The following is a 21304-nucleotide window of genomic DNA, read 5'->3' as shown; positions in this document are numbered from 1 at the left end:
TGCGTCCACATGTTCCGTCAGCCAAGCATTGCAATTGGATTTTTCCACGGCACCGGAAGCTACCGCGGGCGGGGTGGTGGCCTGCGTGACCGGTTGACAGGCATCGCCGCACGCATAGAATGGTTCCCACGTGCCGCCCCGAAAAGGCGGCACGTTTTGTTTTCCGGGGCTGGCCGTTGATGCGTTCGCGCCAATGTGCGGATCGCGGCCTGCCCTAACCCTCAGTGAACGCCATGACCAACAGCGCGACGTCGCATCTGCTTCCCGTATTCGCCAGAGTCGATCTCGGCTTTGAGCGCGGTGAGGGCGCGTGGCTGATCGCTTCCGACGGCGAGCGCTATCTCGATTTCACCTCTGGCGTCGCGGTGAATGCCCTGGGCCATGCGCATCCGCATCTGGTCGCGGCGCTGCAGGAACAGGCGACGAAGCTGTGGCACATGTCGAACCTGTTCAAGAGCCCGGACGGCGAGCGGCTCGCGGCAAGGCTGTGCGAGCAGAGCTTTGCCGACTTCGTGTTTTTCGCGAACTCGGGCGCCGAGGCGATGGAATGCGCGATCAAAATAACCCGCAAGCACCACGCCGCCAAAGGCCATCCCGAGCGTTACCGCATCATCACCTTCGATAGCGCTTTTCACGGACGAACACTGGCGACACTCGCCGCGACCGGCTCCGCAAAATACCTCGAAGGCTTCGGGCCGCCGATGGATGGCTTCGATCAGGTGCCGCTCGGCGATCTCGAAGCCGTCAAGAAGGCGATCGGTCCGCAGACCGCGGGCATCCTGATCGAACCGTTGCAGGGCGAAGGCGGCGTGCGCGCCGCGCCGCATGCCTTCTTCAAGGCGTTGCGCCAGCTGTGCGACGATAGCGGCCTGCTCTTGATCTTCGACGAGGTGCAAACCGGCATGGGCCGCACCGGCGAGCTGTTCGCCTACAAACGCCTCGGCATCACGCCGGATGTGATGTCGCTGGCGAAGGCGCTTGGCGGCGGGTTTCCGATCGGAGCCTGCTTGGCGACGGCCGAAGCCGCAGCCGGCATGACGCCGGGCTCGCACGGCTCGACTTTCGGCGGCAATCCGCTGGCGGTCGCCGCCGCCAACGCGGTGCTGGACGTCATGCTGAAGCCCGGCTTCTTCGAGCACGCGCAGAAGATGTCGCTGCTGCTCAAACAGAAGCTGGCCTCGGTGGTCGATCGCCACCCCGACGTGCTCTCTGAAGTACGCGGTGAGGGACTGCTGATCGGCCTGAAGGCGGTGGTGCCGTCGGGCGATCTCGTGACGGCGTTGCGCGAACAAAGGCTGCTCACGGTGGGCGCCGGCGAAAACGTGGTGCGATTCCTGCCGCCGTTGATCGTCACAGAGGCGGAGATCGAGGAGGCCGTGCAGCGGCTCGAGCGCGCCTGCGTAGCGCTTTCCGGCGCGCATCTGAAACGGGCGGCGGGGCAATGAGCAAAGCTCTGCGCCATTTTCTCGATCTCAACGAGCTTCCGACCAAAGAGTTGCGCAACATGCTCGCCTCAAGCGTCGCCATGAAGGCGAAGCTGAAGGCACATGCCAAGCCGGATAAGCCGCTTGAAGGCAAGACGCTGGCCATGATCTTCGAGAAACCCTCGACCCGAACGCGGGTGTCGTTTGATGTCGGCATGCGCCAGCTCGGTGGCGAAGCGATCATGTTGACCGGTGCGGAAATGCAGCTCGGCCGCGGCGAGACCATCGCCGACACCGCCCGGGTGCTGTCGCGTTATGTCGATGCCATCATGATCCGCATTCTCAATCACGATGCGCTGCTGGAACTCGCCGCGCACGCGACCGTCCCGGTCATCAACGGGCTGACGCGCCGCTCGCATCCCTGCCAGGTGATGGCGGACCTGATGACGTTCGAGGAGCATCGCGGTCCGATCGAGGGTTGCACCATTGCATGGACCGGCGATGACAACAACGTGCTGGCGTCATGGGCGCATGCGGCAGAGCGTTTCAAGTTCAAATTGAACGTCGCGACGCCGCCGCAGCTCGCGCCGAACAGGGCAATGAAGGATTGGATCAAGGCAACGCAAGCCCCGATCGTGCTCGGCAACGATCCGGAGACCGCCGTGCGCGGCGCCGATTGCGTGGTCACCGACACCTGGTTCTCGATGGGCGACAAGGATGGCGAGCACCGCCACAACCTCTTGAAGCCATATCAGGTCAACGCCAAGCTGATGTCGCTGGCCAAGCCCGACGCGCTGTTCATGCATTGCCTTCCCGCGCATCGCGGCGATGAGGTCACCGATGAGGTGATCGACGGCCCGCAATCAGTGGTGTTCGACGAGGCCGAAAATCGCCTGCATGCGCAAAAGGGCATTCTGGCGTGGTGCTTCGACGCGGTGGCGTAAGATTTAAAATGGTTTGTCGTCCCCGCGCACGCGGGGACCCATACCGCGTGATCTCTCGTTTTCGCAATGTGGCAGACGCTCTTCGCATAACGAACGCCGCGGAGTATGGGTCCCCGCGTGCGCGGGGACGACAAGTGGGGGATTCGACGTCCGCAACCCCCTTTCGATTTCGGTCCCCCGACCCCAGATAAAGCGCCATGCCTGATCAATCCCCCGACATGAAAATTTCCCTGGAAACTCCGATCCGTGCGCCCTCGGCGGTTCCCGTCGACGATGCGGTGCTGCCGTTCGAGGTCGACGCGCTCGATCTGCGCGGCCGCTTGACCCGGCTCGGTCCTGCGCTCGACGACGTCCTGACCAAGCACGATTATCCGCCGCCCGTCGGCAAGGTGCTCGGCGAAGCGATCGTGCTGACGACGCTGCTTGGCTCCTCGCTGAAATTTGAGGGCCGCTTCATTCTGCAGACCCAGACCGACGGTCCGGTGTCGTTTCTGATCGTGGATTTTCAGGCGCCGGATCGTTTGCGTGCCTATGCGCGGTTCGACGCGAAACGGCTCAAAGATGGCCAGGACACCGGCGCGCTGCTGGGAAAAGGCCATCTCGCGATGACCATCGATCAGGGGCCGGACATGAGCCGCTATCAGGGGCTGGTATCGCTCGAAGGCGGCAGCCTGGAAGATGCCGCGCATGAATATTTTCTACGCTCGGAACAGATTCCGACGCGGGTACGGCTTGCGGTCGGCGAAGAATGGCGCGGCGGCGATGGCCCAAGACATCGCTGGCGCGCCGGCGGAATGCTGCTGCAGTTTCTTCCCAAGGCGCCGGAGCGGGCGCGCCGGGCCGATCTTCATCCCGGCGATGCGCCGGACGGCGCAGTAACGCATTCGGTTGCCGAAGACGACGCCTGGGTCGAGGGACAGTCGCTGATCGGAACGGTCGAGGATGTCGAACTGATCGATCCGGATCTGTCGGGCGAACGCCTGCTGTATCGATTGTTTCACGAACGCGGCGTGCGGGTGTTTCAACCGTTGCCGCTGCGCGCGCAATGCTCGTGCTCGCGCGATGCGGTGTCGTCGATGCTGAAAAGCTTCGCTGCAAAGGACCGCGCCGAAATGGTCAAGGACGGCAAGGTGGTGGTGACCTGCGAGTTCTGCTCCTCGGTCTACCAGTTCACGCCGCACGAAGCGGGCGTGGAGGAGTAGCGGCGATTGCCGCGCCTAAAGGTGACGGGTTGGCTAGCTCACCAATGTGCGGACCTTGTTGGCCGCATCATAGGTTTCGATCTGGAGCATCGGGTAAGCCGACTTCAATTTCCGCGCCGCCGTTTCGGCTGCCTCGGCGGTGTCAAACTTCGACTTGAAATGGCCGTCGACAACCGTCACGAAACCATCGGTCGGAGGCTGGTCGGCTCGCATCGCTTTTTTCGGCTCGGGTTCGTCAACATGCTTTTTGCGTGACATAGGAAATCCTCCTGTTGCCGACGTCGGTTCACTTCGGCAGTCCGTCGGGGACTGCACCTCCCTCATCGTCCCACCGCGACAATGCCGCAGCACTCGATTTCGCGTTCTGATGCATATCTGCCGCGGAAATTTCTTTGGCGCTGGCATCGTTCTTGTGCTTGTGCAGAAATCGGGCGATCTGCCCGCGGAGCGCCGCCGTCTCCAACAACTTTCCGACCGATCCGGCGGTGTCGAAGATCTCCCGTTGCAGCGTCTTCGGCAGCGCGTTCCATTGCATGATGACGGCCGCGCCGAGACATCGCAAAACGTGCTCCTCCTCGGCCACCAGGGCCTCGCCGCGAGCGCGATCCTGCTCCGCAACGTTCACGGCACTTTCATAGTTGTTAGCCAATCCCTGCTCGTTATCCGCGAGCTCGGCGTGGCGTTCCTGCAGTTCCTGAAGTTTGTGGCTTTCGCCCTGACCGCTCGAATGCTTGATCAGTTCGCCGTATTCGGCTGCCTTGGCGCGATATTGCTGAGATTTGAACATGCCGGGTCCTTTCGCCGTTGGAAGTCTCCGCGCATTCCGACCACCCTCGATGGTTGACGAGGATAGACTCTTATATGGGGATCAGAGGGTCGAATAACGAGCACCGGTGACAAATCACCACGTCATCGATCACGGGCACAAATCGGATGGCGCGTGTGAATGCTGCCCGGCGTGACGAGGTCCCTGCGAAGCATAGCCTCACGCTCGGGACCGGGTCGCACGGCCGGCGCATGATCCGTTACTGGCGAATTCCTTGGAGGCAAGGTGTCCAACGCCAGGAGTTCGCGGAACGGCGGTTCAGGTTGGCAAGTACGATTGCTTCGGCAATGCCCGAATACGGGCTTATGCCGCGGCGGAAGTCAGAGAAGCCATCGGCACGTCGAATGCGTAGACGAACCCGGTCGGCGCATAGGTCAGCCTCACGTCGCCACGGAGCTGCCTGCCGAGCGTCTCGATCAGCCGTGTGCCGAAGCTGCGCTTTTCGGGCGGGCGAACTGCCGCGCCGTTCTTCTCGGTCCATGTGAGGTGCAGGCGCTGCGTTTGTTGATCCAGCGTCCAGCTGATATCGACGCGCCCTTGCGGGACCGACAGGGCGCCAAACTTCGTGGTGTTGGTGCAAAGCTCGTTAAGCGTCATCGCGATGGCGATGACGGCGCCCGACATCATCCGGATATCGGGTCCCGAAATCGAGAATTTTGGCTCATCGGGATTATCGAAGGCTTCGGTGGCGCTGCGGACGATCGTGGCAAGGTTCGCGCTGGTCCATCTTGCCTGCAAGAGGAGATCGTGCGCTCGCCCAAGCGCGAGCAGCCGGCCCTCGATGGCGTGCTGTGCGTGCTCGGCGCCTGGCAGGTCGCGCAGACTCTGCGAGACGATGGCGCCGACGGTCGCGAGCGTATTCTTGATACGGTGGTGCAGTTCCTCGAGGATCAGCTTCTGCAACTTGTCGGACGCCTCGCGCTCCCTGGCGTCGATGCCGGCCGTGGCAAGCAAACTCCGCGCATTAATCTCGGCCTGCGCGAGCAGAAGCCGCAGGCTGACGTTCTCTTCCGCGAGATCGTCCTGGTGCTGTGCTGCGCTGCTTGCGGGACGCGGGTCCGTTCGGAGGTCGGCTTCAGACATGACCGATTGTATCATCCTAGGCTAACTACTGCACTGATCTTGGTGGTTGGGTTTCTGCCGCAATCACGCGATTTAGGCCCTATTTGGTGTGAAAGGCACTGGCGTCTCAGGCGTAGCCGATCATGTCGCGCATTTCGGCTATCACGTCCCCGGCATTGAGGGGCTTCCCGAAAAACCTGCTGCGGGGAGGAAGATCGAGGTGCGGCAGGTTCAATTGCCCCGATACCACGATGATCCTGATCGTCGGCCAACGCTCATGCACGGCATGGGCAAGTCCGACGCCGTCCATTTGGCCAGGCATCTGGATATCGGTGCACATCAGCACGACGTCGGATCGGGATTCCAGGATGGCGATGGCTTCGGCGGCATCCAGCGCCTCAAGCGGCGTGTATCCGGCGTCTTCCACCATGTCGACCGCGCGCATGCGGAGCATCATCTCGTCCTCGACGATGAGAACGACGGCGGGAATGCATGAATGATCAAGTACCATCATAAGGGAGCTCGCGAGGAACGGCCATCGACTGGGACAAGCATCTCACTGTCCATATGATCCGCGCTTGCTCAACAATGACGCAATAAAGTCGCCGTCAACTATCGCGACTTCGGGCAATTGATCGCCAGCTCTCCACTGGGCTTCCGCCCCGGAAAGAGCTCCAAAAGCCATGCCAACGCTGCGGTCATACGGCCGGCGCGCCGCGCTTGCCGCAGAGCAGCTCGTGAAGTTCGGCGGCATTCCGAAGGACGATTGCTTTGTTAATCGCCTCGGCGCGCTCATCCCCCGGCGGCATCTCGTGAGCCTCGTCCAAGGCGATCACCGCCCTGGTGTCCAGTTCCTGCGCTAGCGACGATTGGGATTGTTTAATCGGAGATAGCCCGTCCTGCAGTGAAACCGCGCTACGTTCGATCACCATTGAATAACCATCGCAGCGGCGACCAGCAGCACAAGAAACATCGGCATCAATACCGGGGGTACCAGCCACTCACGAAGATTGAATGTGGGAAATTTTGGCATATGACCGCCCTTTTGGTTGAGGCGGGAGCACGACGCTCTCAGTCACCGATAACAGCCCGGGGGTGCGCGATGATATCGACCATATAGTGATCATCTGCCGAATAGCGAGAAGAATCGCAATTTGTTTTGCAGGCAGACCCGGACAAGGCTTGTAATGCGGCACTGAGTAGCCACTTGAATGCCAGCGCCATCGTATTGCTTCAGCATCGCCTTTACGGCAGCGCGAAGCTTAGCCACGCCAAACCTTGTCAACGACATTGACCAGCCGCACATCGCTTCGATGTGCGTCACCGGTCGGGACAACCGATGGGCATCGAGTATGCCTCGGTGCAGCTCGTGCGAAAGCCGGCACGCGCGTGGTTCGCCGGCGAGAACTTGATCGGTGCCAATCCATGATTGAGTTTCCAAATCATAGCCGTTCATATGACCAAACCCGGCGAGCCGTGCGGTTCTGGGGGCACGACAGCGCGCTGGAAGCGTCATTCTTCATAGACGAAGACGCATTGAGGCGAATTCAACCAGATGCCCGCCCCGACGAGTCCGGTTTCCTCAACGCGTTCGATTGCAACCGTGATGTGATATGCGCGGCGGCTGCGAAGGTTTACGTCCGTGGAAGCCGGGGCTCTTACGATCTGGTCGCCGCAAATTTTTGAAACGAACACTTTTGGTCTGATTACCCCTGCGGAGCAATGGTTCCAGGAGCGGAGCTGTAGTTGTCGCTATTCGCATGTGATGCGTTCCGGTCATTGCCCAAGCGCTCCGCGGCGCGGGACCGTAAAGACGGTGAAATCTGCCCGACGGGCAAATCACTGAAAAAGCTGTCCAGCCCCTCGCGGAAAAATTTTCCGCTTAACCCGTCGGGCAAATCATTTGTAAGACTCGTGCCATCCTGTCCCACCAGAGGGGCGTTGGCCATCGTCACGAACGTTGGGACAGGTTGCGGTGGACGCGGCAACGTCGGTGCGCACTCAGTTGCGCAGACGAACGGCGCTGAAGCGTACGGCGAAGTCGTGTGGACTATATTTTGGTATTCGGTGAAACACGCCGAAACCAAGAAAACCCTTTAAAACAGGCACTTTTCGACTACCCTGATCCGGGCCGTTTCAGCGCGTTTCGCCAAAACAGGGGCCCGGCCCTAAGCCTCTCTCGACCCTCCAAGGACTGAGAGGCCCAAGGCCAAGCCCATGGTCCCAAACCCTTCAGGAGCCTGAAACCATGAGCGATACTACCACGACCACCGAACCCGCCAAGCGCGCGCGCAACAGCAGCGTCATCCTCACCGACCGCATGTGCGAAAAGCGCGTCACCAAGCGGGTCAAAATCTACGACCGCAAATGCTGCGGCCTCTACGTCAGCATCACCGCCACCGGGGTGGCGACCTTCTCGTTCAAGTTCACCGATCCAGAGACCGGCAAGCAGCGCACCGGCTGGCTTGGCGTCTACAACCCCGAGACTTTCCTCGTCGAGGACGCCCGCAGCAGGGTTTACGGCCTGAGGGGCACAGGCGCTGCGGCGCTCGCCGAAACTTTCCGCGACCGGAAAGTGCGGCAGGCGAAGCGGGGCAAGACCGTCGACGATATCATCGAGGAGCGGATCGAGTGGATGAAGACGCCGGTCAAGAAGCCGGACGGCGAAATGCGGCCCCGGATCGAAAGCTGGGAGAACGTCGCCAGCCACCTGCGGCGCTTCCTCAGCCCACGGCTCGGCAAAAAGATCGCGGGCGAGGTCACCAAGCACGACATTGCCACGCTCTCGAACGACATCGTTGCAGGCAAGCTCGGCGGCAAGGCATCGGTGAGCAACGCCCGCCACATGCGGCGCGCGGCGTCCGGCCTGTTCAACTGGGCGGCGGAAGCGGGCCGCGACTATGTGAGCGCCAGCCCCTGCGTCAACCTGCCGAAGCTGGACGATGAGCATCCGCGCGACCGCGTCCTGACCGAAGACGAGATCAGGACGCTCTGGCACGGCCTTGACCGCGAGGACATGCCGTGGGATCGCAGGACAAGGCTCGCAATCAGGTTCGCGCTGACCACGATGTTGCGCTCGGGCGAATTGTTGCCGATCCAACGCGACGAACTCAACGCCGGGAACGGCACCGTCGATATCCCGGCACGGCGGGTTAAGCGGCGGCGCGTGATCAACCAGCCGCTCTCCGACCTCGCGCTGGAGATCATCAACGAGGCGATGGGCAACTACGAGTTTGCGTTCGTAGGCCGGTACGGCGATGCGCCGCTCGCGCGCACGGCCATGGGGAACGCGTTGCGCGGCAACAAGAAAACCAAAGGCATTTGCGAGTTGCTCGGCCTTGCGCCCTTCACCCCGCATGATCTGCGGCGCACGGCAGCGACGATGTGTGGCGAACTTGGTCTGTCGGAGGCCGGTATCTCGCTTTGCCTCGACCATCAGGCGAACAAGGACGAGAACGGCAAGCCGCTGCCTGCGGTCACCCGCAAGGTCTACAACCTCGCCACCCGCGTCCGGGTAGCGAAGAAGCGCGAGGTGCTCGATGCATGGGCTATCGAGCTGCGGCGGATCATCGGCAAGCCCGCAGAAACCGGACTGCGGCTGGCCGCCTGATCAAGCCCATCCCTCAGTTGCGGAAAGCCCGGTCAGCGCGAAGCTGGCCGGGCTATTTCTTTTGTAAGGCTTTCAGGATTTCGACCGGGTCGGGGTGATGCCGTCGCCCTTTACCCCGTCCCCTGTTCGGGTCGAACTCGTCAACCGCCTTCTGCCAAGCGACAACCTGATCCTCGAACCAGACCCTGCGGTTCGGCGAGATGTAGGTCGATTTTGGAAACCGGCCTGCCTTCTCCATCCGGTACAGCGTGGTGCGGCCAACAGGCACGATTTCCAAAACCTGCTTTTCGCTAAGCATGCGTCGAGGGCCGGGCTTATCCGGTGCCACATCTCCCGGCTCGGCTTCTTGTCGGTCTGCTGCGATCATCGCGAACTCCCACGGTGTTGCTCGCAGTATCGCCCCGCTTTGCCGAACCTGTGAAGGTTACGCGCCCCGGCAATTTCAGCCGCGCGCGTAACGCTGCCACTCCTGCCTTGAGTGCGCCCAATTGTTTCTAGATGGCTCTAGCGGTAGCCCCGGCGCATCTAAGAATTCTGATCATGGCTGCTTACCCTCGTGTCTTATTCGGTTGGCGCTTGTCGCCTTACATCAGAAAGCCCGAGCACGTCCCCGATGTGCTGACGACAATCTTCGGCCGCCAGCCACAGCCCACGTTTAGGGAAATCGTCGTCGCATTGGATGCATGGGGAACCAACTATGGGTCCGCGCGCAGACACAGGCCAGCTATCAAAGCCCCTGCGGCAGAACTTGAGCAACTTGCAAGCTTTGGTCGCCCTTTCTTAAACATATGGAAAGAGATCGAGCCGCTGCTTGACCCGGAGATCATTACCCGAGCGATGATCTTGATGACCCCACCCCATGAACGCCGGCACCGCGACTTTGAAGTTCCGACTAATCCCGGCCCCGCGTTAAACAACTTGCTGCCAGTCCTCAAATGGCTCAGCGATGCCAACAACTACACCGCTGCTTCTTTGCAACCGGAGAATAGCCATAAGACGCACAAGACGCTCGAACGCGCTTTTCTATGGGAGCCGCTCTTGCAGTTGATGAAAGAGCAAGGCGTGAAGCCAGGTCAATACGGCGACTTCTCCCACGGGATCAAATTGCTGCACCTTGCCCTTGGGATTGAGCCGCCGAATGAAGGACGGGTCCGGCGCACTGTTTATGATTTGATGGGCAAAGGCTCGAAGAGGCGGCCGGCGTTAAGCGAGTAGCAAAAACACCCGAACGCGTAACCTTCACTTTCAGCGGCAACAGGCAGACCTTCGTCGGCATGTCCAGCAACCGAAGTGAGCCTTGCCCATGAACACGCCGCAGGCAGCAGCTGCCCGGTGCGCGCTACAATCCAACAGAAAATCTAAGGGGACTCGTCTCGGCTACCGCGTCGGAGAATGGTCCGCCTTGACCGGCACGAGCCGCCAGACGACCTGGCGCGCGATCCGGAACGGCGAACTCAAGAGCATCGTCTACTGCGGCATTCGGCTGATCCCGGACTCCGAGCGGGTGCGGCTCGGCTTCGAAGAAGCCTGAAAAAAGGGCCGCCGAAATCGGCGGCCCTCCGGAAATTCATGCCGCGGCGGCAACCGCGGCCAGCCTGAAAGTTCACGCAATGACAACTTCTACGCTCGAAACCCGCAATGTCAACCTTGCGCGGCTGTCGGCAATTCTTGGCGATGGGCACGAGCTGCGCATCGCCGCGGATATGCACTGCCCGTCCTGCGGCGCTGTCGTGCGCAACTATCCGGAACCGCTCGATGACGGGTTTCGCCTCCTCTGCGACGGCTGTCACCGTGACATCATCGTTTTCGAGCCTGCGTCGTGAAGATCGTCGCACATGCCGGCACGCTGGCCACCGCCCTGGCGCTGGCAGCCGCCGCGCGCCCAAACAAGAAAACCCCGGCGCTTGGTGCGGTGCGTATTGTCGCCTCTGAGGGCGCGCTTTCGGTTACCTGTACCAGCAATAGCATTGCGATCACCGCCAAAACCACCGCCGAAATCATTGAGCCGGGAAAAGCTGCGATTGCGGCTGATCGACTCGCGTCGCTTACCTCCGGTTTCACAGCCAGTGAGAAGGTAACGATCGGCACGGACGAAAACTTGGCGACGATCATCTGCGGCAACAGCCGAGGTCGGCTACCGCTTTTCCCGTGGGATGATCTGCCTGCTGCGCTTGCCGTTGACGGCGAGATCGGTCGCATCGAGATCAGTGGTGCCGATTGCCTCACTCTGCTTGAGCCACTTCCGGCCGCCGCAAGCGAAGTGACGCGCTTCTGCCTGTGCGGCATTTTTTGGCATTCAATCGACGATAGGCTAGTCGCGGTTGCGACCGATGGCGTCCGCCTGATCCACACCTGCATCGCGGCCGGCAAGTTTTCGGAAGACCGCGATCTGATCGTGCCACGCGAAGCCGCAGTGGCCCTTGCCCGGCTCGTCAAAGGCACGCGGCCGGGCAAACTGACGTTGCGCCGGTCCCGGACGCTGCTTGCCGTCGATGGGCCCGCATTCACTTTCGTTTCGCGGCTTATCGACGGCAAGTATCCGGTCTATGAAGCCGTGATCCCGCCGGCCTCGCGGACCTCGGCGACCTTTGTTCGGGCCGAGCTGCTCTCGGCGCTGTCGCGCCTTGCTGCTGTTGCGACCGTCGAGCCGCCGCTGCTTGTGTTGTCCTTTGATGGCTCGTCGGACCTGAACGTTTTCCTCGCACGGCAACCCGACGACGGCAGCGACCTCATTGCTGCCGAGGCAACCGGTAGCGCCAAGGTTGCCGTAGCGCCCTCGCAACTCGCGGCCATGCTCAGCGAGTTCAGCAGCATGCATCTGCGTATCGAAGCCGCTACGGGCCAGCCCATCGTGATCCGCGGCGATGGCGAAAAGCTCGCGCTGATCAGCCAATGCGCCTGGAACTTCAACCGCAACGAAAAGGAGGAAGCCGCCTAGCAAACAAACGTCTCAGCATGCCCCATCAATCAGAAACAGCTTGGAACAAACGCATGAATGATATCGCGATTACCAACGACGATGGCTTCTCCGTCGTGGAGAAATCCAGCGAGACCATGATCTCTGGCAAGATGCTCAAGTTCAACGACGGGCGGTACACGGTCGATAAAACGGAGCTGCTGCCCCCGGACACCGTGCTCGCGGCGGTCGGCTCGATCACGGCGTGGGTGCATTGGGTGGACGGCAAACCAGCTGAGCATCGCATCACCCAGTCCGGACAGCAGCATCCCGAACGTGAGGAACTGCCGGACCTGGACGAGAGCGCATGGCCGCCCGGTCTCAATGACGAGCCGAGCGACCCGTGGCGGGATACGCGCTATCTGCATTTGATCGATCCGCAGACCGGCGCCGACTATACCTTCGTGACCGACAGCTTCGGCGGTCGCCGCGCCGTCCATGATCTCAAATCGCAGATCGCCAATGTCCGCTTTGCGCACCCGAATGCGGTTGCGATTGTCCAGCCCGCCAGCACGACGATGAAAACCCGCTTCGGGCTTAAGATGCGCCCGGCCTTCAAGGTCGTGGGTTGGCGCGGCAAGCAGGAAAAAGCGCCGCCGCAGGCGATTGAGCCGCACAAGGGATCGATCAACGACGATATCCCGTACTGATGCTGTCGCTTGCCCAGATCGCCCAGTTGCTTGGCGGCGAAGTGTCCGCGGGGCAGGTGCGAGCACCTGCCCCCGGCCATTCGCGTGCAGATCGCGGCATGTCGATCAAGCCTTGTGCCGAGGCGCCCGGCGGCTTTCTTGTCACCCTGCACAATGGCGGCGACGTGCTTGCGGCCAAGGACTACGTCCGCGACCGGCTCGGCATGGAGCCGTGGAAGCCCACGAAGGGCCGGGCCGGCAACGGGCGATCTTTCGAAATCGATGCCGGGCAACCAGAGCCGGCGCCGATCAAGCCGGCTGCAAAGCGGACGTGGGTTTGCAACTACGACTACACCAATCTCGACGGCAAGCTGCTCTACCAAGTCCAACGCTGGGACCCGAAAGACTTCACACAGCGTCGGCCGGACGGGAAAGGCAGCTGGATCACCACCAAGGTTTTCGAGGGCGTCAGCCGCGTTCTGTATCATTGGCCCGAATTGGCGGCTGACCTGGCAGCTTATCCGGATGCACCGATTTTTTGCACCGAGGGCGAAAAGGATTGTGAGAACGTCCGCGCTCTTGGCTTATTTGCGACTTGTGTCGCGGGCAGCGTCTGGACCCCGGAGATCGCCGCCGTGCTCAAGGGCCGCGATGTCATTTGCCTTGCGGACAATGACAAAGCGGGCGGCGAGAAGGCGGCCAAGGCAGGACATGCGTTGCACGGCATTGCCAAGAGTATTCGCATTACCAGCTTTTCGGAGCTGCCGGAAAAAGGCGACGTCTCCGATTGGATAGCAGTCGATCCGGAGCGCCATAATGCCGATGCTCTCGTCGCGCGTTGTCTTGACACGCCGGAGTTTGACCCGCAGGCCGCTACGTCGGCGCCCGCACCGCCAGAACCTCTTGGCGAATGGGACGCCGGTGACGATACGACAGAGATACCGCCGCGCGGCTGGCTGCTCGGCAATATCTTCTGTCGGCGCTTCATTTCCTCGGTGATTGCCGATGGGGGAACCGGAAAGTCGGCGCTGCGCCTCGCGCAGCTGCTCTCGTTGGCAATCGGCCGCGCGCTCACCGCCGAACATGTATTCATGCGATGCAAGGTGCTGATTGTTTCGCTTGAAGACGATGCCGATGAACTTAAGCGCCGGCTAAGGGCAGCCTGTCTGCATCACGGCATTGAGCGCCGCGAACTCAAGGGCTGGCTATTCCTGGCGGCGCCCGGCAGGGCCGGCGGCAAGATCATGACAACGGATCAGCACGGCAGGCCAGTCATTGGTGACCTTGCCGCCAAGCTGGCGAACACCATCAAGACCCGCCAGATCGATATCGTCAGCCTTGATCCGTTTGTGAAGGCGCACTCGGTTGAGGAAAACAGCAATAGCCTGATTGATGAGGTGGTGCAGGTCCTCAGTGATCTCGCCGGAGAATTCGATATAGCCGTCGATGTGCCGCACCATACCTCGAAAGGACCGGCTGATCCCGGCAATCCCAATCGAGGCCGGGGCGCCAGCAGCATGAAAGACGCCGGAAGGCTGGTCTACACCCTGACGACGATGACCCCCGAGGAAGCGCAGGCGCTTGCCCTAAGCGAAGCTGATCGCCGCAGCCTGATCCGCATGGACAGCGCCAAGGTCAACATCGCGCGGCCGACCATCGAGGCCAAATGGTTTCGGATCGTTGGCGTCGATATCGGCAACTCGACCGAGCTTTATCCGAATGGCGACCAAGTGCAGACGGTCGAGCCGTGGTCGCCGCCTGACACCTTCGAAGGGCTGAGCACCGTACTGCTCAATCAGATTTTGACCGACATCGAGGCCGGCGCACCTGACACCAATCGGTATACCGACGCCCCGAAAGCTTTCGAGCGTGCGGCATGGCGTGTGATCGTTAAACATTGCCCCGACAAAAGCGAAGCGGCCGCAAGGAAGATCATTAAGAGCTGGACGATGTCCGGCCTCCTAATCCGCAAGAGTTACGAAAATCCGGCCACCCGGAAGGTCGTTACCGGCTTCTGGATCGACCCCGCAAAGAGGCCGTCATGAGTTGCGCCATTGACCCCAATTCAATGGCGCATCAATGGCGCAACCGATCTGCGCCATCATTGAATTGGTGCCTAAGGAAAAAAACTAATGGCGCAAGGGCTTCCATTAGCTTTTTCCCAACGGCGCACCAATGGCGCAACGACGCTCGCGGCAGAGACCCGAAGGATCATTATCCCAATCTGTTCTTGCAAACAGGGTGCTCTACAAATGACGTATCGCTGGATGGCTGAGATCCACTACAACAATGGCGAGCCGCCGGGAGTGGTCGCCTTTGAAGAATTGGCCGAGTTGCACGATATTGTGGAACTTGGGCCCGACTGGAATGCGATCGATCAGATCGTCGTCACGCTCAATCGGCCAAGTGTCGCTCCGCGGCAAGAATTAGACTGAGAGACGAGAGCGCTCGCGGGCCGACGGTGGACAGTCAAAGAGCGCCAGGAAAACGCCCGGGCTCGGGCGGGGTCCTTCTGAGGTCCAGATATCCCGGTCGCGGCCCGCGCGCCCGGCACGACGTGTCTTAGGACGCTAAGAAGGAATTAAATCGAATGAGGCAGGGCCGCGTGACGTTCAGCGCGGACGGGGTTTCGTCGAGCGACCACGGCGAGCGAACGTTCTCATCGGTGCTTCTCGGGAGCGATCAGATGGACGAACAGGAGTGCATCGCCCGAGCGCTTGAGCAGATCACTGCGCAGGTGCGTCAACTGCCGCCGTCGAACGATTGGGTCGACGCGTATAGCACGGGCGATGCGGTTAACAGCGATGCAGCGGGCTTCATTGCCGATGTCTCGTCGGCCACAATCCGGCGTCGCGCGACCGAAGCAGCGGCATGCGGTAAGCCGCTCGGCATTTTGATCGCGGGTTCGATCTGGCTCATCAGCAAGAGGCGACTGATCAATTGGATTCGAGACCATGAAGGCGAACACGCGGCGCTCTGCGCGACGACACGGGCGACGAAGCTCACTCAAATGAGCGCGCCGCTGCAAGCTTAGGTACGGAATGAGCGCGCGGCGACAGCGTGACTTCTTCCAATTTTACGACGACGAAATATCATCCCACCATGGCAGTCAGGAAGACTACAACGATTGAGAAGCTCGAAACCGCTCTCGTGGCATTGCGTTCACGCCATTCGGCGCTCAACGAGCGAAAAGCGGAAGCCCAATCTGCGCTCGATCAGGCTAGGGCGGATCAACAGAAATTTTTGCTCGAATCCGACATCAGCAATGACAGGGCGATCGCGAAACTTGAAAATGCGGTCGACGCGGCAACCCTGCGCCTATCCGGCCTCAGCGACGCATGCGCAGCGCTTGCGGCTCAGATTGCCGATGCGGAACAGGAGGTAGCCACCGAGGCCGAGCGCGAGGAGCGGAATGCCGTAGCGAAGGACATCACGGCTACTGCCGGCGCAATTCAGGAAGAGCTTGAGTCGCTACTCCGCGAGATCCGCAGTTTCGGGGAAAGCCTCGTCGCGGTCGACCACTTAGCGTTCGACGTCGGTCAAGGCGGTCGTTTCCTTAAAAGAGTGGCCGGCGAGATCGAGGTCGCGTTGGGCGTCGCGGTGCCTCAACTGCGTGGCCTGGCGGCAGCCGTCGAGCGGGGCGAAGCGCGGATCCCGCGTCGACCCGCGTGATGTATGAGAATTCGCCACTGGTCGGGTTCGTACCCATAGCGATTGAGGAGGCTGGCCCGCTTCTCGTCCTTCGGTCTGGGTTCGCTGCTTACCGCGCCGTAAACGACCAGCCATGAATTTACGGTAGCGGCTCGGCCTTGAGGGCGCCAAGCCGAAAGACTCACCAGTGGCCGTTTACGGCAATCGGGCCGCGATCATTCCATCACCGCCGCTCGAAAGTCCGCCTCGGTCAACGTCAATTCCCTAAGGTTTTCTACCCTTGCGCCATGAGCGCCGCGGCCATTCGCCCGCCGCACCGCCTCGCGCTCTGCGGCATACGCCCCACGGAGCAGGTGCAGAAACTGCGCCCTTTCGATCCTGGAAAGCGCCCGCCATGCCGACCATGCCAGTTCCAGTCTATTCATCGCCTTGCCTATGTCGCGGATTTCGCAACATTAAGTGGGCCAACAAACCCGGAAAACAAAAACCGCAAATATCTTCAAATAGGGCCGTCCCGCGATCCCGCCTCGGTTTTTGAGGCCCAAAGTACCTTACCTAGATCAAATGGGGTGCGGCGCGGCCATCTGGCATGGCCTGCCTCCATAGCGCATTTGGACTGCCTCGGACATGAGCGTCTAGTGCGACCCAGACCCGTCACGTTCCCGAAATGATCTACCTCCCTGATCTCTGTTCCTCTGGCCTACCGGCAGATTTATCCCTTGACGCCAAGTACTGGTTGAGTGCTCAGACTTCGTCGCGCTTCCAGCCCAAGCCCAATGGCGAGTTGTCGGTTCTTAAAAGGCCGACTTCCCGAAGCAGCTCCCTAGCAAGTTCGGTCGCCTGTTCATGCGTTAGGGAAAGGGCAAAACCGCCGATTGGCCCGTTTAGGGATGCGTCCGTTGGGACCAAAACAGTCAGGGCGAGAACGGCCACGCCGGGGCCCAGGGGGTCCACAGTACAGTCCCGATACATAGGTAAAGCTGGCGCGTCACTCATATCACTCCCCCTGCTTTGTGGGCGACTTGGGAATCGTACCCATGTCGGATAATCAAGGTAGGGAGCGATGGGTAACGCGCTTAACTGCGTTAGGCTACCCCGTGCAAGTATTGGAGCCGGAAGTGCCGCGCATCAACGACGCTTTTCTGGATTGTGTTGTTTACCTTTATCCCTCTGAGGCGGCGGCAGAGGATGGGGAGAAGATGGGCGGTACGGGGTTTTTGGTGGGCCGCAGCGCTCAAGCCGGAAACCAAGTAATCGCAACTCTATTTGTTGTCACAAACAAACACGTCATAGACAACGGGTCGATGGTTGTTCGCCTCAACACTCAGGATGGAAAAAAAGACGTAATTCCTCTAGACGGCGCTAAATGGTTTACCCATCCGGACGGGGACGATCTCGCTGTATGTCCAATTGGACTTAACGTAGCGCATCGCTTCCAGTTTGTTGAGCTAAATCAATTTCTCACGCATGAGATAATTAAGACCTTCGATATCGGTTGTGGCGACGACGTTTTTATAGTTGGCCGATTTGTTAGCCACGAAGGAAAACAGAAGAATTTGCCCACGGTGCGCTGGGGCAGCGTTGCTCAAATGCCGTGGGAGCCCATAATTCAAGACGATGGGTTTGCGCAAGAAAGCTTTTTAGTAGAGGCCAGATCTATTTCCGGCTTCAGCGGCTCTCCCGTTTTTTTGGAAATTCCGCCTCAGGTCATAATACCCAAGCTCCCTAAGGGGATGATTCCAGAACAGTCAAAACGCCCCAACATGCCATTCCCCCTCGGGCCATGGCTCATGGGCATTGATTATTGCCACATGTACGCAAAAGAGAAGGTGCATAGCCGCATCACCGGCAAGCCGGTTAGTGATGACTGGTATGTGCGATTAAACACCGGAATAATGGGTGTAGTACCTGCATGGAAACTAGCCGATATTTTAGGAGGACCCGACTTGAAACCGATTATGGATGAGTTTGCGGAGCAGGTAGCGAGGGCTAAGGATCGCGGCGCGGGACAGGTAGCTTTGGATTCCTCCGACGAATCCGCCCCTCTCTCCAACGACGCAAACCCCAAGCACCGGAAGGATTTCACGCGTCTATTCGGCGCGGCAGCGCGAAAGCCTCCACAAGAACGTTAAACATTGCCCAATGTGAGTGGCGCATGTTGCGGCGATAGCTAAATTCGCTGACGTATTTCCAAGAGTGCTTCGCTGAGATGTGAAAGTGTGTCCCTTTGATAGCGCGTTTGAACAGCGACCAATGGCTTTCCAGCCCGTTCACATGATGGATGTCGCCAGCATACTCTTTCGCCGAGTGGTTGACCGTACCGTGTTCATAGTAGTGACGCAGGCCGTGGTAAGCCTTGCTTTCATCGGTGCATGGGGCCTGGCATGATCAAGGGTTAAGGGAGGCTGTTGGGCCGATCGTTGCCGGGGAAGCCATTGTTTCGGGCAATCATCGGGCAAAATGGCGCACCAGAGGATGAAACTGGGCAACGCTATATCATTGCAGGGTCTTCATAATTTCTCAACTCTTTTCAAGGGCGCGTGTTAAGCTTGCTCTGGGAGTGGGACAAGCGTGACAGGCGACTTCAAATTCAGCGTGGTCGATTGCGATGTCGAAGACAAACAGACATTGCAAAAGTATCGCGAGAAGCGAGCGGCATGGCTGAACTGGCTTGAGCACGACGAAAGCCATGCGATCTTGGCCCTCATTCATAATATGGCATGGAACGATGTTGTGTTCCGCTTTCTTGCGCGCATGGCGGAGAAGGACACCAGCAGCCCGTTGCGAAATTCGCTCGTAGCTGAGGCGATCATTGATGGGCATTTTGCTACGCAGGTACTGGCAGTCCGCAGGCTTATGGACAAGTCGAAAGGCGTTATTTCCCTGCGGAGGCTTTTAAGCGATCTGAAAAAACACAGAGGCTTGTTGACACGCGAGAACTATGTTTCGCACGACGGCCTGCCGTACGACTACGAGGAGGCGGAGCGTCGGGTTTGGAAGTCGCGTGAAGGCGGCGGCCCATTTTGGGGAGCAATGACTGGCCCCGATGCTTATTCGAAGTCGAAACGCACCCATGAGTCTTTCGACCAGCTCGCGGCTGTGATCCCGGAACGTCGAACTCGTACTGAGCAAATACCATCTGCTTTGTTTGATCGTCTGTCGGAATGGCTCGATGCCTCCGACGCAGATCAGCTTGTTGATTGGAGCCATAAGTTTTTGGCGCATGGCGCAGACGTGCATTCGAGACAGAGGATCGATCTTGCAGCGGTTCAGCCGAGTCTCGCGAAAATCACAAATGCTATCCGGTGCCTCGCCCGAGTATCCGAGGTGATCGCGGGGTTGTTCAGCAGCGGTTTCGGAGAACTTGTTCCGATCGCACAATTCAACAAGTACGAATTTCTCAGCTCAGCCGTATTGTCAGAATCCGACTGTGACGCGTTGGAGCGTTACTGGGATTCGCTCATAGATGAACGTAACGCGTTCCTCGACGACGTTTCTGCGGTACTGATTTCGCCTCCGCTTACGTTGGCGTGCTGAACGCAAGCCGGCCGAGAGAACAAGGGAAAACTAGATGGTATTTGTAAGGAGCTGGGTCCTTCCAATTCTTTCGTCGGGCGTGTTCGCACTGCTAGGCCTCGTGCTGATGGGTCTTCCAGGTGTCAATATGATTGTGACTCTGGACGGCACCCCCATGCCAGGCGGGATTCCTCCAGAGCAGGTCAGCACTATCCTTGCAGAAGGAAGAAAGATCGGCAGCTATCTAGACGTTTACGGAGTCCGACTTCTTGGGGAGCCGTTCTACTGGGTTCTTGGGACTGTCGGTGTGATGGCATTCATCGGATACCGTTTAGGCTCAAAATTCAAAATATCCCGCATGGATCACCACTAGCTTCCGGCCCTTATGGTTTCTGCCCTGCCGACGCGTAGCGGGTTCCGACCCGCGTGCGATCTTACGCAAGGTCTGCTCTGGCACTTTTCGGACATCGCGCCATGTCCGACTTGAGTCCGTTATGCGCTGCAGGGCGGACATCGCGGCTCGCTGAGCGCCGTTCGATCGGGACAGCCACGAACATGGCAGCGCTGCGCCGCCGCATGGGCGAGCGGTCGCGGGCGCGCAGCAGGTCGCCCGTGCGGTGATAGATCGCGTTGCATCCCGCGAGGCGACTTATAACCTCAGCCGCCCATGTCCCCCATGATTCCATTTTCCCGCCGATCTAGCCTGCCGATCGTCCTCGGCGCGATTGTTGCCGCAGTGGTCGCATTTGCCGCGACCATGGCATTCCTAAATTGGAAGGCTGGGCCAAGCGTCCAACATGCCGCCAATCAGCAGAACGAAGTCACAATCCTTCGTCCCGATCCGCGTCCGTCCGGTCCGATCGAGGTTGTTGACGGCGACACCGTGCGCCACGAGGGCTTCACTTATCGCCTAGTCGGCTTCGACACGCCGGAGCGAGGGGACAAGGCCCGCTGTGATGACGAGCGCCAACGAGCTGAGAAAGCTACCCAGCGTCTTCGAAGCCTCCTCAGCACCGGCAATCCGCACCTGACACGCGTGGCGTGCGCCTGCCGGCCAGGGGAGGAAGGCACGAGCCGCTGCAACTACGGCCGCCTTTGTGGGACGCTAACCATCGGTGGACGAGACGTCGGGCAAATCTTGATCGGAGAAGGCCTCGCACACCCGTATGTGTGCAGCGGGACTTCCTGTCCGAAGCGGCGGCCTTGGTGCGATGGCGGCCGTTAGCAGGCCGGCACCTTTACTATGCAAAAAGGGCCCCGATCTTTTTCAACCGAGGCCCTCGATAGAGTTACTTGCGATTGCGGCGATTACGCCACCATCGCCAGATGGCGATGGTCACGATGACAATCATCGAGCCCTCCTACACTGGAGGACCGCGATACGGCGCTATCCGGCCCTAGCGCCGTGGCCTTTTCTTGGGTTGCTTGAAAGGATGGGTACACTCATCGTTCGTTAGAACGATCCCAGTTCGTTGTCCTGATGC

The 21304-nt window shown here is 60.0% G+C and carries 25 protein-coding genes and 1 pseudogene; 17 read left to right on the top strand and 9 right to left on the bottom strand.

The window, feature by feature from the left end:
• Positions 1-233 precede the first annotated feature (233 nt).
• The 3 genes from N554_RS0105245 to N554_RS0105235 all read left to right on the top strand — a co-directional run bounded on the left by N554_RS0105245 (position 234) and on the right by N554_RS0105235 (position 3570).
• Entirely contained in the window at positions 234-1445 is a 1212-nt protein-coding gene (locus N554_RS0105245; protein WP_029582519.1) for an aspartate aminotransferase family protein, read from the top strand.
• Positions 1442-2368 (top strand): ornithine carbamoyltransferase, encoded by a 927-nt coding sequence (gene argF, locus N554_RS0105240; RefSeq protein WP_029582518.1) that lies wholly within the window; start codon positions 1442-1444, stop codon positions 2366-2368. Before N554_RS0105245 ends, argF begins: the two co-directional genes overlap by 4 nt.
• A 197-nt stretch (positions 2369-2565) precedes the next feature.
• Complete coding sequence (locus N554_RS0105235) at positions 2566-3570, top strand: Hsp33 family molecular chaperone (protein ID WP_029582517.1); 1005 nt, start codon at positions 2566-2568, stop codon at positions 3568-3570.
• A 33-nt stretch (positions 3571-3603) separates the two neighbouring features.
• Here the strand turns inward: N554_RS0105235 and N554_RS0105230 are convergent, their stop codons facing one another.
• The 6 genes from N554_RS0105230 to N554_RS40800 all read right to left on the bottom strand — a co-directional run bounded on the left by N554_RS0105230 (position 3604) and on the right by N554_RS40800 (position 6914).
• The gene (locus N554_RS0105230; protein ID WP_029582516.1) at positions 3604-3828 is read right to left on the bottom strand and encodes a hypothetical protein; all 225 of its coding nucleotides are present in this window, start codon (positions 3826-3828) and stop codon (positions 3604-3606) included.
• Between the two features lie 28 nt (positions 3829-3856).
• Entirely contained in the window at positions 3857-4357 is a 501-nt protein-coding gene (locus N554_RS0105225) for a hypothetical protein (RefSeq protein WP_036052434.1), read from the bottom strand.
• 342 nt (positions 4358-4699) lie between these two features.
• Positions 4700-5479, bottom strand: coding sequence for a sensor histidine kinase (locus tag N554_RS0105220; protein ID WP_029582514.1), 780 nt, complete (start codon positions 5477-5479; stop codon positions 4700-4702).
• Between the two features lie 106 nt (positions 5480-5585).
• The gene (locus tag N554_RS0105215; protein WP_029582513.1) at positions 5586-5969 is read right to left on the bottom strand and encodes a response regulator; all 384 of its coding nucleotides are present in this window, start codon (positions 5967-5969) and stop codon (positions 5586-5588) included.
• A 187-nt stretch (positions 5970-6156) separates the two neighbouring features.
• The gene (locus N554_RS0105210; RefSeq protein ID WP_051677322.1) at positions 6157-6390 is read right to left on the bottom strand and encodes a hypothetical protein; all 234 of its coding nucleotides are present in this window, start codon (positions 6388-6390) and stop codon (positions 6157-6159) included.
• A 191-nt stretch (positions 6391-6581) separates the two neighbouring features.
• Positions 6582-6914 carry a hypothetical protein gene (locus N554_RS40800; RefSeq protein ID WP_197033422.1) on the bottom strand — a complete coding sequence of 111 codons (333 nt, stop codon included), beginning with the start codon at positions 6912-6914 and terminating at the stop codon, positions 6582-6584.
• On the opposite strand from N554_RS40800, the gene N554_RS37875 reads away from it, so the two are divergent.
• On the top strand, positions 6884-7144 hold the full coding sequence (locus tag N554_RS37875; RefSeq protein WP_081851112.1) for a DUF1488 family protein: 261 nt from the start codon (positions 6884-6886) through the stop codon (positions 7142-7144). The genes N554_RS40800 and N554_RS37875 overlap by 31 nt on opposite strands.
• Positions 7145-7706: 562 nt before the next feature.
• Positions 7707-9068: a tyrosine-type recombinase/integrase gene (locus tag N554_RS0105195; protein ID WP_029582510.1), complete on the top strand. Its 1362-nt coding sequence runs from the start codon at positions 7707-7709 to the stop codon at positions 9066-9068.
• A 52-nt stretch (positions 9069-9120) separates the two neighbouring features.
• Here N554_RS0105195 and N554_RS37175 read toward each other — a convergent pair whose 3' ends face one another.
• Positions 9121-9435, bottom strand: coding sequence for a helix-turn-helix transcriptional regulator (locus N554_RS37175; protein WP_051677321.1), 315 nt, complete (start codon positions 9433-9435; stop codon positions 9121-9123).
• A 173-nt stretch (positions 9436-9608) separates the two neighbouring features.
• Between N554_RS37175 and N554_RS0105185 the strand changes: the two genes are divergently transcribed.
• From N554_RS0105185 to N554_RS0105145, 9 genes are all read left to right on the top strand, one after another.
• Complete coding sequence (locus tag N554_RS0105185; protein WP_156041788.1) at positions 9609-10283, top strand: hypothetical protein; 675 nt, start codon at positions 9609-9611, stop codon at positions 10281-10283.
• A 187-nt stretch (positions 10284-10470) separates the two neighbouring features.
• Entirely contained in the window at positions 10471-10599 is a 129-nt protein-coding gene (locus tag N554_RS42625) for a hypothetical protein (RefSeq protein ID WP_256378722.1), read from the top strand.
• A 79-nt stretch (positions 10600-10678) separates the two neighbouring features.
• Entirely contained in the window at positions 10679-10891 is a 213-nt protein-coding gene (locus N554_RS0105175) for a hypothetical protein (RefSeq protein WP_029582507.1), read from the top strand.
• A complete protein-coding gene (locus N554_RS0105170; protein WP_029582506.1) occupies positions 10888-12006 on the top strand; it encodes a DNA polymerase III subunit beta in 1119 nt (372 codons plus the stop codon). Before N554_RS0105175 ends, N554_RS0105170 begins: the two co-directional genes overlap by 4 nt.
• The gene (locus N554_RS0105165; RefSeq protein ID WP_156041787.1) at positions 11961-12674 is read left to right on the top strand and encodes a hypothetical protein; all 714 of its coding nucleotides are present in this window, start codon (positions 11961-11963) and stop codon (positions 12672-12674) included. The genes N554_RS0105170 and N554_RS0105165 overlap by 46 nt, the downstream gene beginning before the upstream one ends.
• On the top strand, positions 12674-14698 hold the full coding sequence (locus N554_RS37170) for an AAA family ATPase (RefSeq protein WP_051677320.1): 2025 nt from the start codon (positions 12674-12676) through the stop codon (positions 14696-14698). The genes N554_RS0105165 and N554_RS37170 overlap by 1 nt, the downstream gene beginning before the upstream one ends.
• An 87-nt stretch (positions 14699-14785) precedes the next feature.
• Entirely contained in the window at positions 14786-15088 is a 303-nt protein-coding gene (locus tag N554_RS39585) for a hypothetical protein (RefSeq protein ID WP_156041786.1), read from the top strand.
• A gap of 251 nt (positions 15089-15339) precedes the next feature.
• Positions 15340-15687, top strand: coding sequence for a hypothetical protein (locus N554_RS0105150; RefSeq protein WP_156041785.1), 348 nt, complete (start codon positions 15340-15342; stop codon positions 15685-15687).
• Positions 15688-15896: 209 nt separating this feature from the next.
• Positions 15897-16325, top strand: a complete 429-nt coding sequence (locus N554_RS0105145; RefSeq protein ID WP_156041784.1) for a hypothetical protein — start codon at positions 15897-15899, stop codon at positions 16323-16325.
• Positions 16326-16519: 194 nt separating this feature from the next.
• On the opposite strand, the gene N554_RS0105140 is transcribed toward N554_RS0105145, so the two are convergent.
• The gene (locus tag N554_RS0105140; RefSeq protein WP_029582500.1) at positions 16520-16729 is read right to left on the bottom strand and encodes a hypothetical protein; all 210 of its coding nucleotides are present in this window, start codon (positions 16727-16729) and stop codon (positions 16520-16522) included.
• Between the two features lie 693 nt (positions 16730-17422).
• Here N554_RS0105140 and N554_RS0105130 point away from each other — a divergent pair.
• Positions 17423-18436, top strand: coding sequence for a serine protease family protein (locus N554_RS0105130; protein ID WP_156041783.1), 1014 nt, complete (start codon positions 17423-17425; stop codon positions 18434-18436).
• Here the strand turns inward: N554_RS0105130 and N554_RS42875 are convergent.
• Positions 18387-18662 (bottom strand): annotated as a pseudogene (locus tag N554_RS42875) (transposase); the annotation flags it as partial. The gene N554_RS0105130 and the pseudogene N554_RS42875 overlap by 50 nt on opposite strands.
• 213 nt (positions 18663-18875) lie before the next feature.
• Here N554_RS42875 and N554_RS0105120 point away from each other — a divergent pair.
• Entirely contained in the window at positions 18876-19841 is a 966-nt protein-coding gene (locus N554_RS0105120; protein WP_036052431.1) for an AbiU2 domain-containing protein, read from the top strand.
• Positions 19842-19875: 34 nt separating this feature from the next.
• The gene (locus N554_RS0105115) at positions 19876-20193 is read left to right on the top strand and encodes a hypothetical protein (protein ID WP_029582496.1); all 318 of its coding nucleotides are present in this window, start codon (positions 19876-19878) and stop codon (positions 20191-20193) included.
• The last annotated feature ends 1111 nt before the right edge of the window (positions 20194-21304 follow it).

It is taken from the genome of Bradyrhizobium sp. URHD0069 (genome assembly GCF_000701345.1).
In the GTDB taxonomy this organism is placed as follows: domain Bacteria; phylum Pseudomonadota; class Alphaproteobacteria; order Rhizobiales; family Xanthobacteraceae; genus Bradyrhizobium.
Note: the sequence above shows the minus strand (reverse complement) of the source record. Positions and strands in the feature narration are given on the sequence as shown.

Bases quoted from the DNA above. Each gene is read 5' to 3' on its own strand.
- N554_RS0105165 (WP_156041787.1), top strand. From the start codon at position 11,961: ATGCGCCTGGAACTTCAACCGCAACGAAAAGGAGGAAGCCGCCTAGCA.
- N554_RS0105235 (WP_029582517.1), top strand. From the start codon at position 2,566: ATGCCTGATCAATCCCCCGACATGAAAATTTCCCTGGAAACTCCGATC.
- N554_RS37175 (WP_051677321.1), bottom strand. From the start codon at position 9,435: ATGATCGCAGCAGACCGACAAGAAGCCGAGCCGGGAGATGTGGCACCG.
- N554_RS39585 (WP_156041786.1), top strand. From the start codon at position 14,786: ATGGCGCAAGGGCTTCCATTAGCTTTTTCCCAACGGCGCACCAATGGC.
- N554_RS0105210 (WP_051677322.1), bottom strand. From the start codon at position 6,390: ATGGTGATCGAACGTAGCGCGGTTTCACTGCAGGACGGGCTATCTCCG.
- N554_RS0105195 (WP_029582510.1), top strand. From the start codon at position 7,707: ATGAGCGATACTACCACGACCACCGAACCCGCCAAGCGCGCGCGCAAC.
- N554_RS0105140 (WP_029582500.1), bottom strand. From the start codon at position 16,729: ATGAATAGACTGGAACTGGCATGGTCGGCATGGCGGGCGCTTTCCAGG.
- N554_RS0105215 (WP_029582513.1), bottom strand. From the start codon at position 5,969: ATGGTACTTGATCATTCATGCATTCCCGCCGTCGTTCTCATCGTCGAG.
- N554_RS40800 (WP_197033422.1), bottom strand. From the start codon at position 6,914: ATGAACGGCTATGATTTGGAAACTCAATCATGGATTGGCACCGATCAA.
- N554_RS0105175 (WP_029582507.1), top strand. From the start codon at position 10,679: ATGACAACTTCTACGCTCGAAACCCGCAATGTCAACCTTGCGCGGCTG.
- N554_RS0105150 (WP_156041785.1), top strand. From the start codon at position 15,340: ATGGACGAACAGGAGTGCATCGCCCGAGCGCTTGAGCAGATCACTGCG.
- argF (WP_029582518.1), top strand. From the start codon at position 1,442: ATGAGCAAAGCTCTGCGCCATTTTCTCGATCTCAACGAGCTTCCGACC.
- N554_RS0105230 (WP_029582516.1), bottom strand. From the start codon at position 3,828: ATGTCACGCAAAAAGCATGTTGACGAACCCGAGCCGAAAAAAGCGATG.
- N554_RS0105245 (WP_029582519.1), top strand. From the start codon at position 234: ATGACCAACAGCGCGACGTCGCATCTGCTTCCCGTATTCGCCAGAGTC.
- N554_RS0105115 (WP_029582496.1), top strand. From the start codon at position 19,876: ATGGTATTTGTAAGGAGCTGGGTCCTTCCAATTCTTTCGTCGGGCGTG.
- N554_RS37875 (WP_081851112.1), top strand. From the start codon at position 6,884: ATGATTGAGTTTCCAAATCATAGCCGTTCATATGACCAAACCCGGCGA.
- N554_RS0105225 (WP_036052434.1), bottom strand. From the start codon at position 4,357: ATGTTCAAATCTCAGCAATATCGCGCCAAGGCAGCCGAATACGGCGAA.
- N554_RS0105185 (WP_156041788.1), top strand. From the start codon at position 9,609: ATGGCTGCTTACCCTCGTGTCTTATTCGGTTGGCGCTTGTCGCCTTAC.
- N554_RS37170 (WP_051677320.1), top strand. From the start codon at position 12,674: ATGCTGTCGCTTGCCCAGATCGCCCAGTTGCTTGGCGGCGAAGTGTCC.
- N554_RS0105220 (WP_029582514.1), bottom strand. From the start codon at position 5,479: ATGTCTGAAGCCGACCTCCGAACGGACCCGCGTCCCGCAAGCAGCGCA.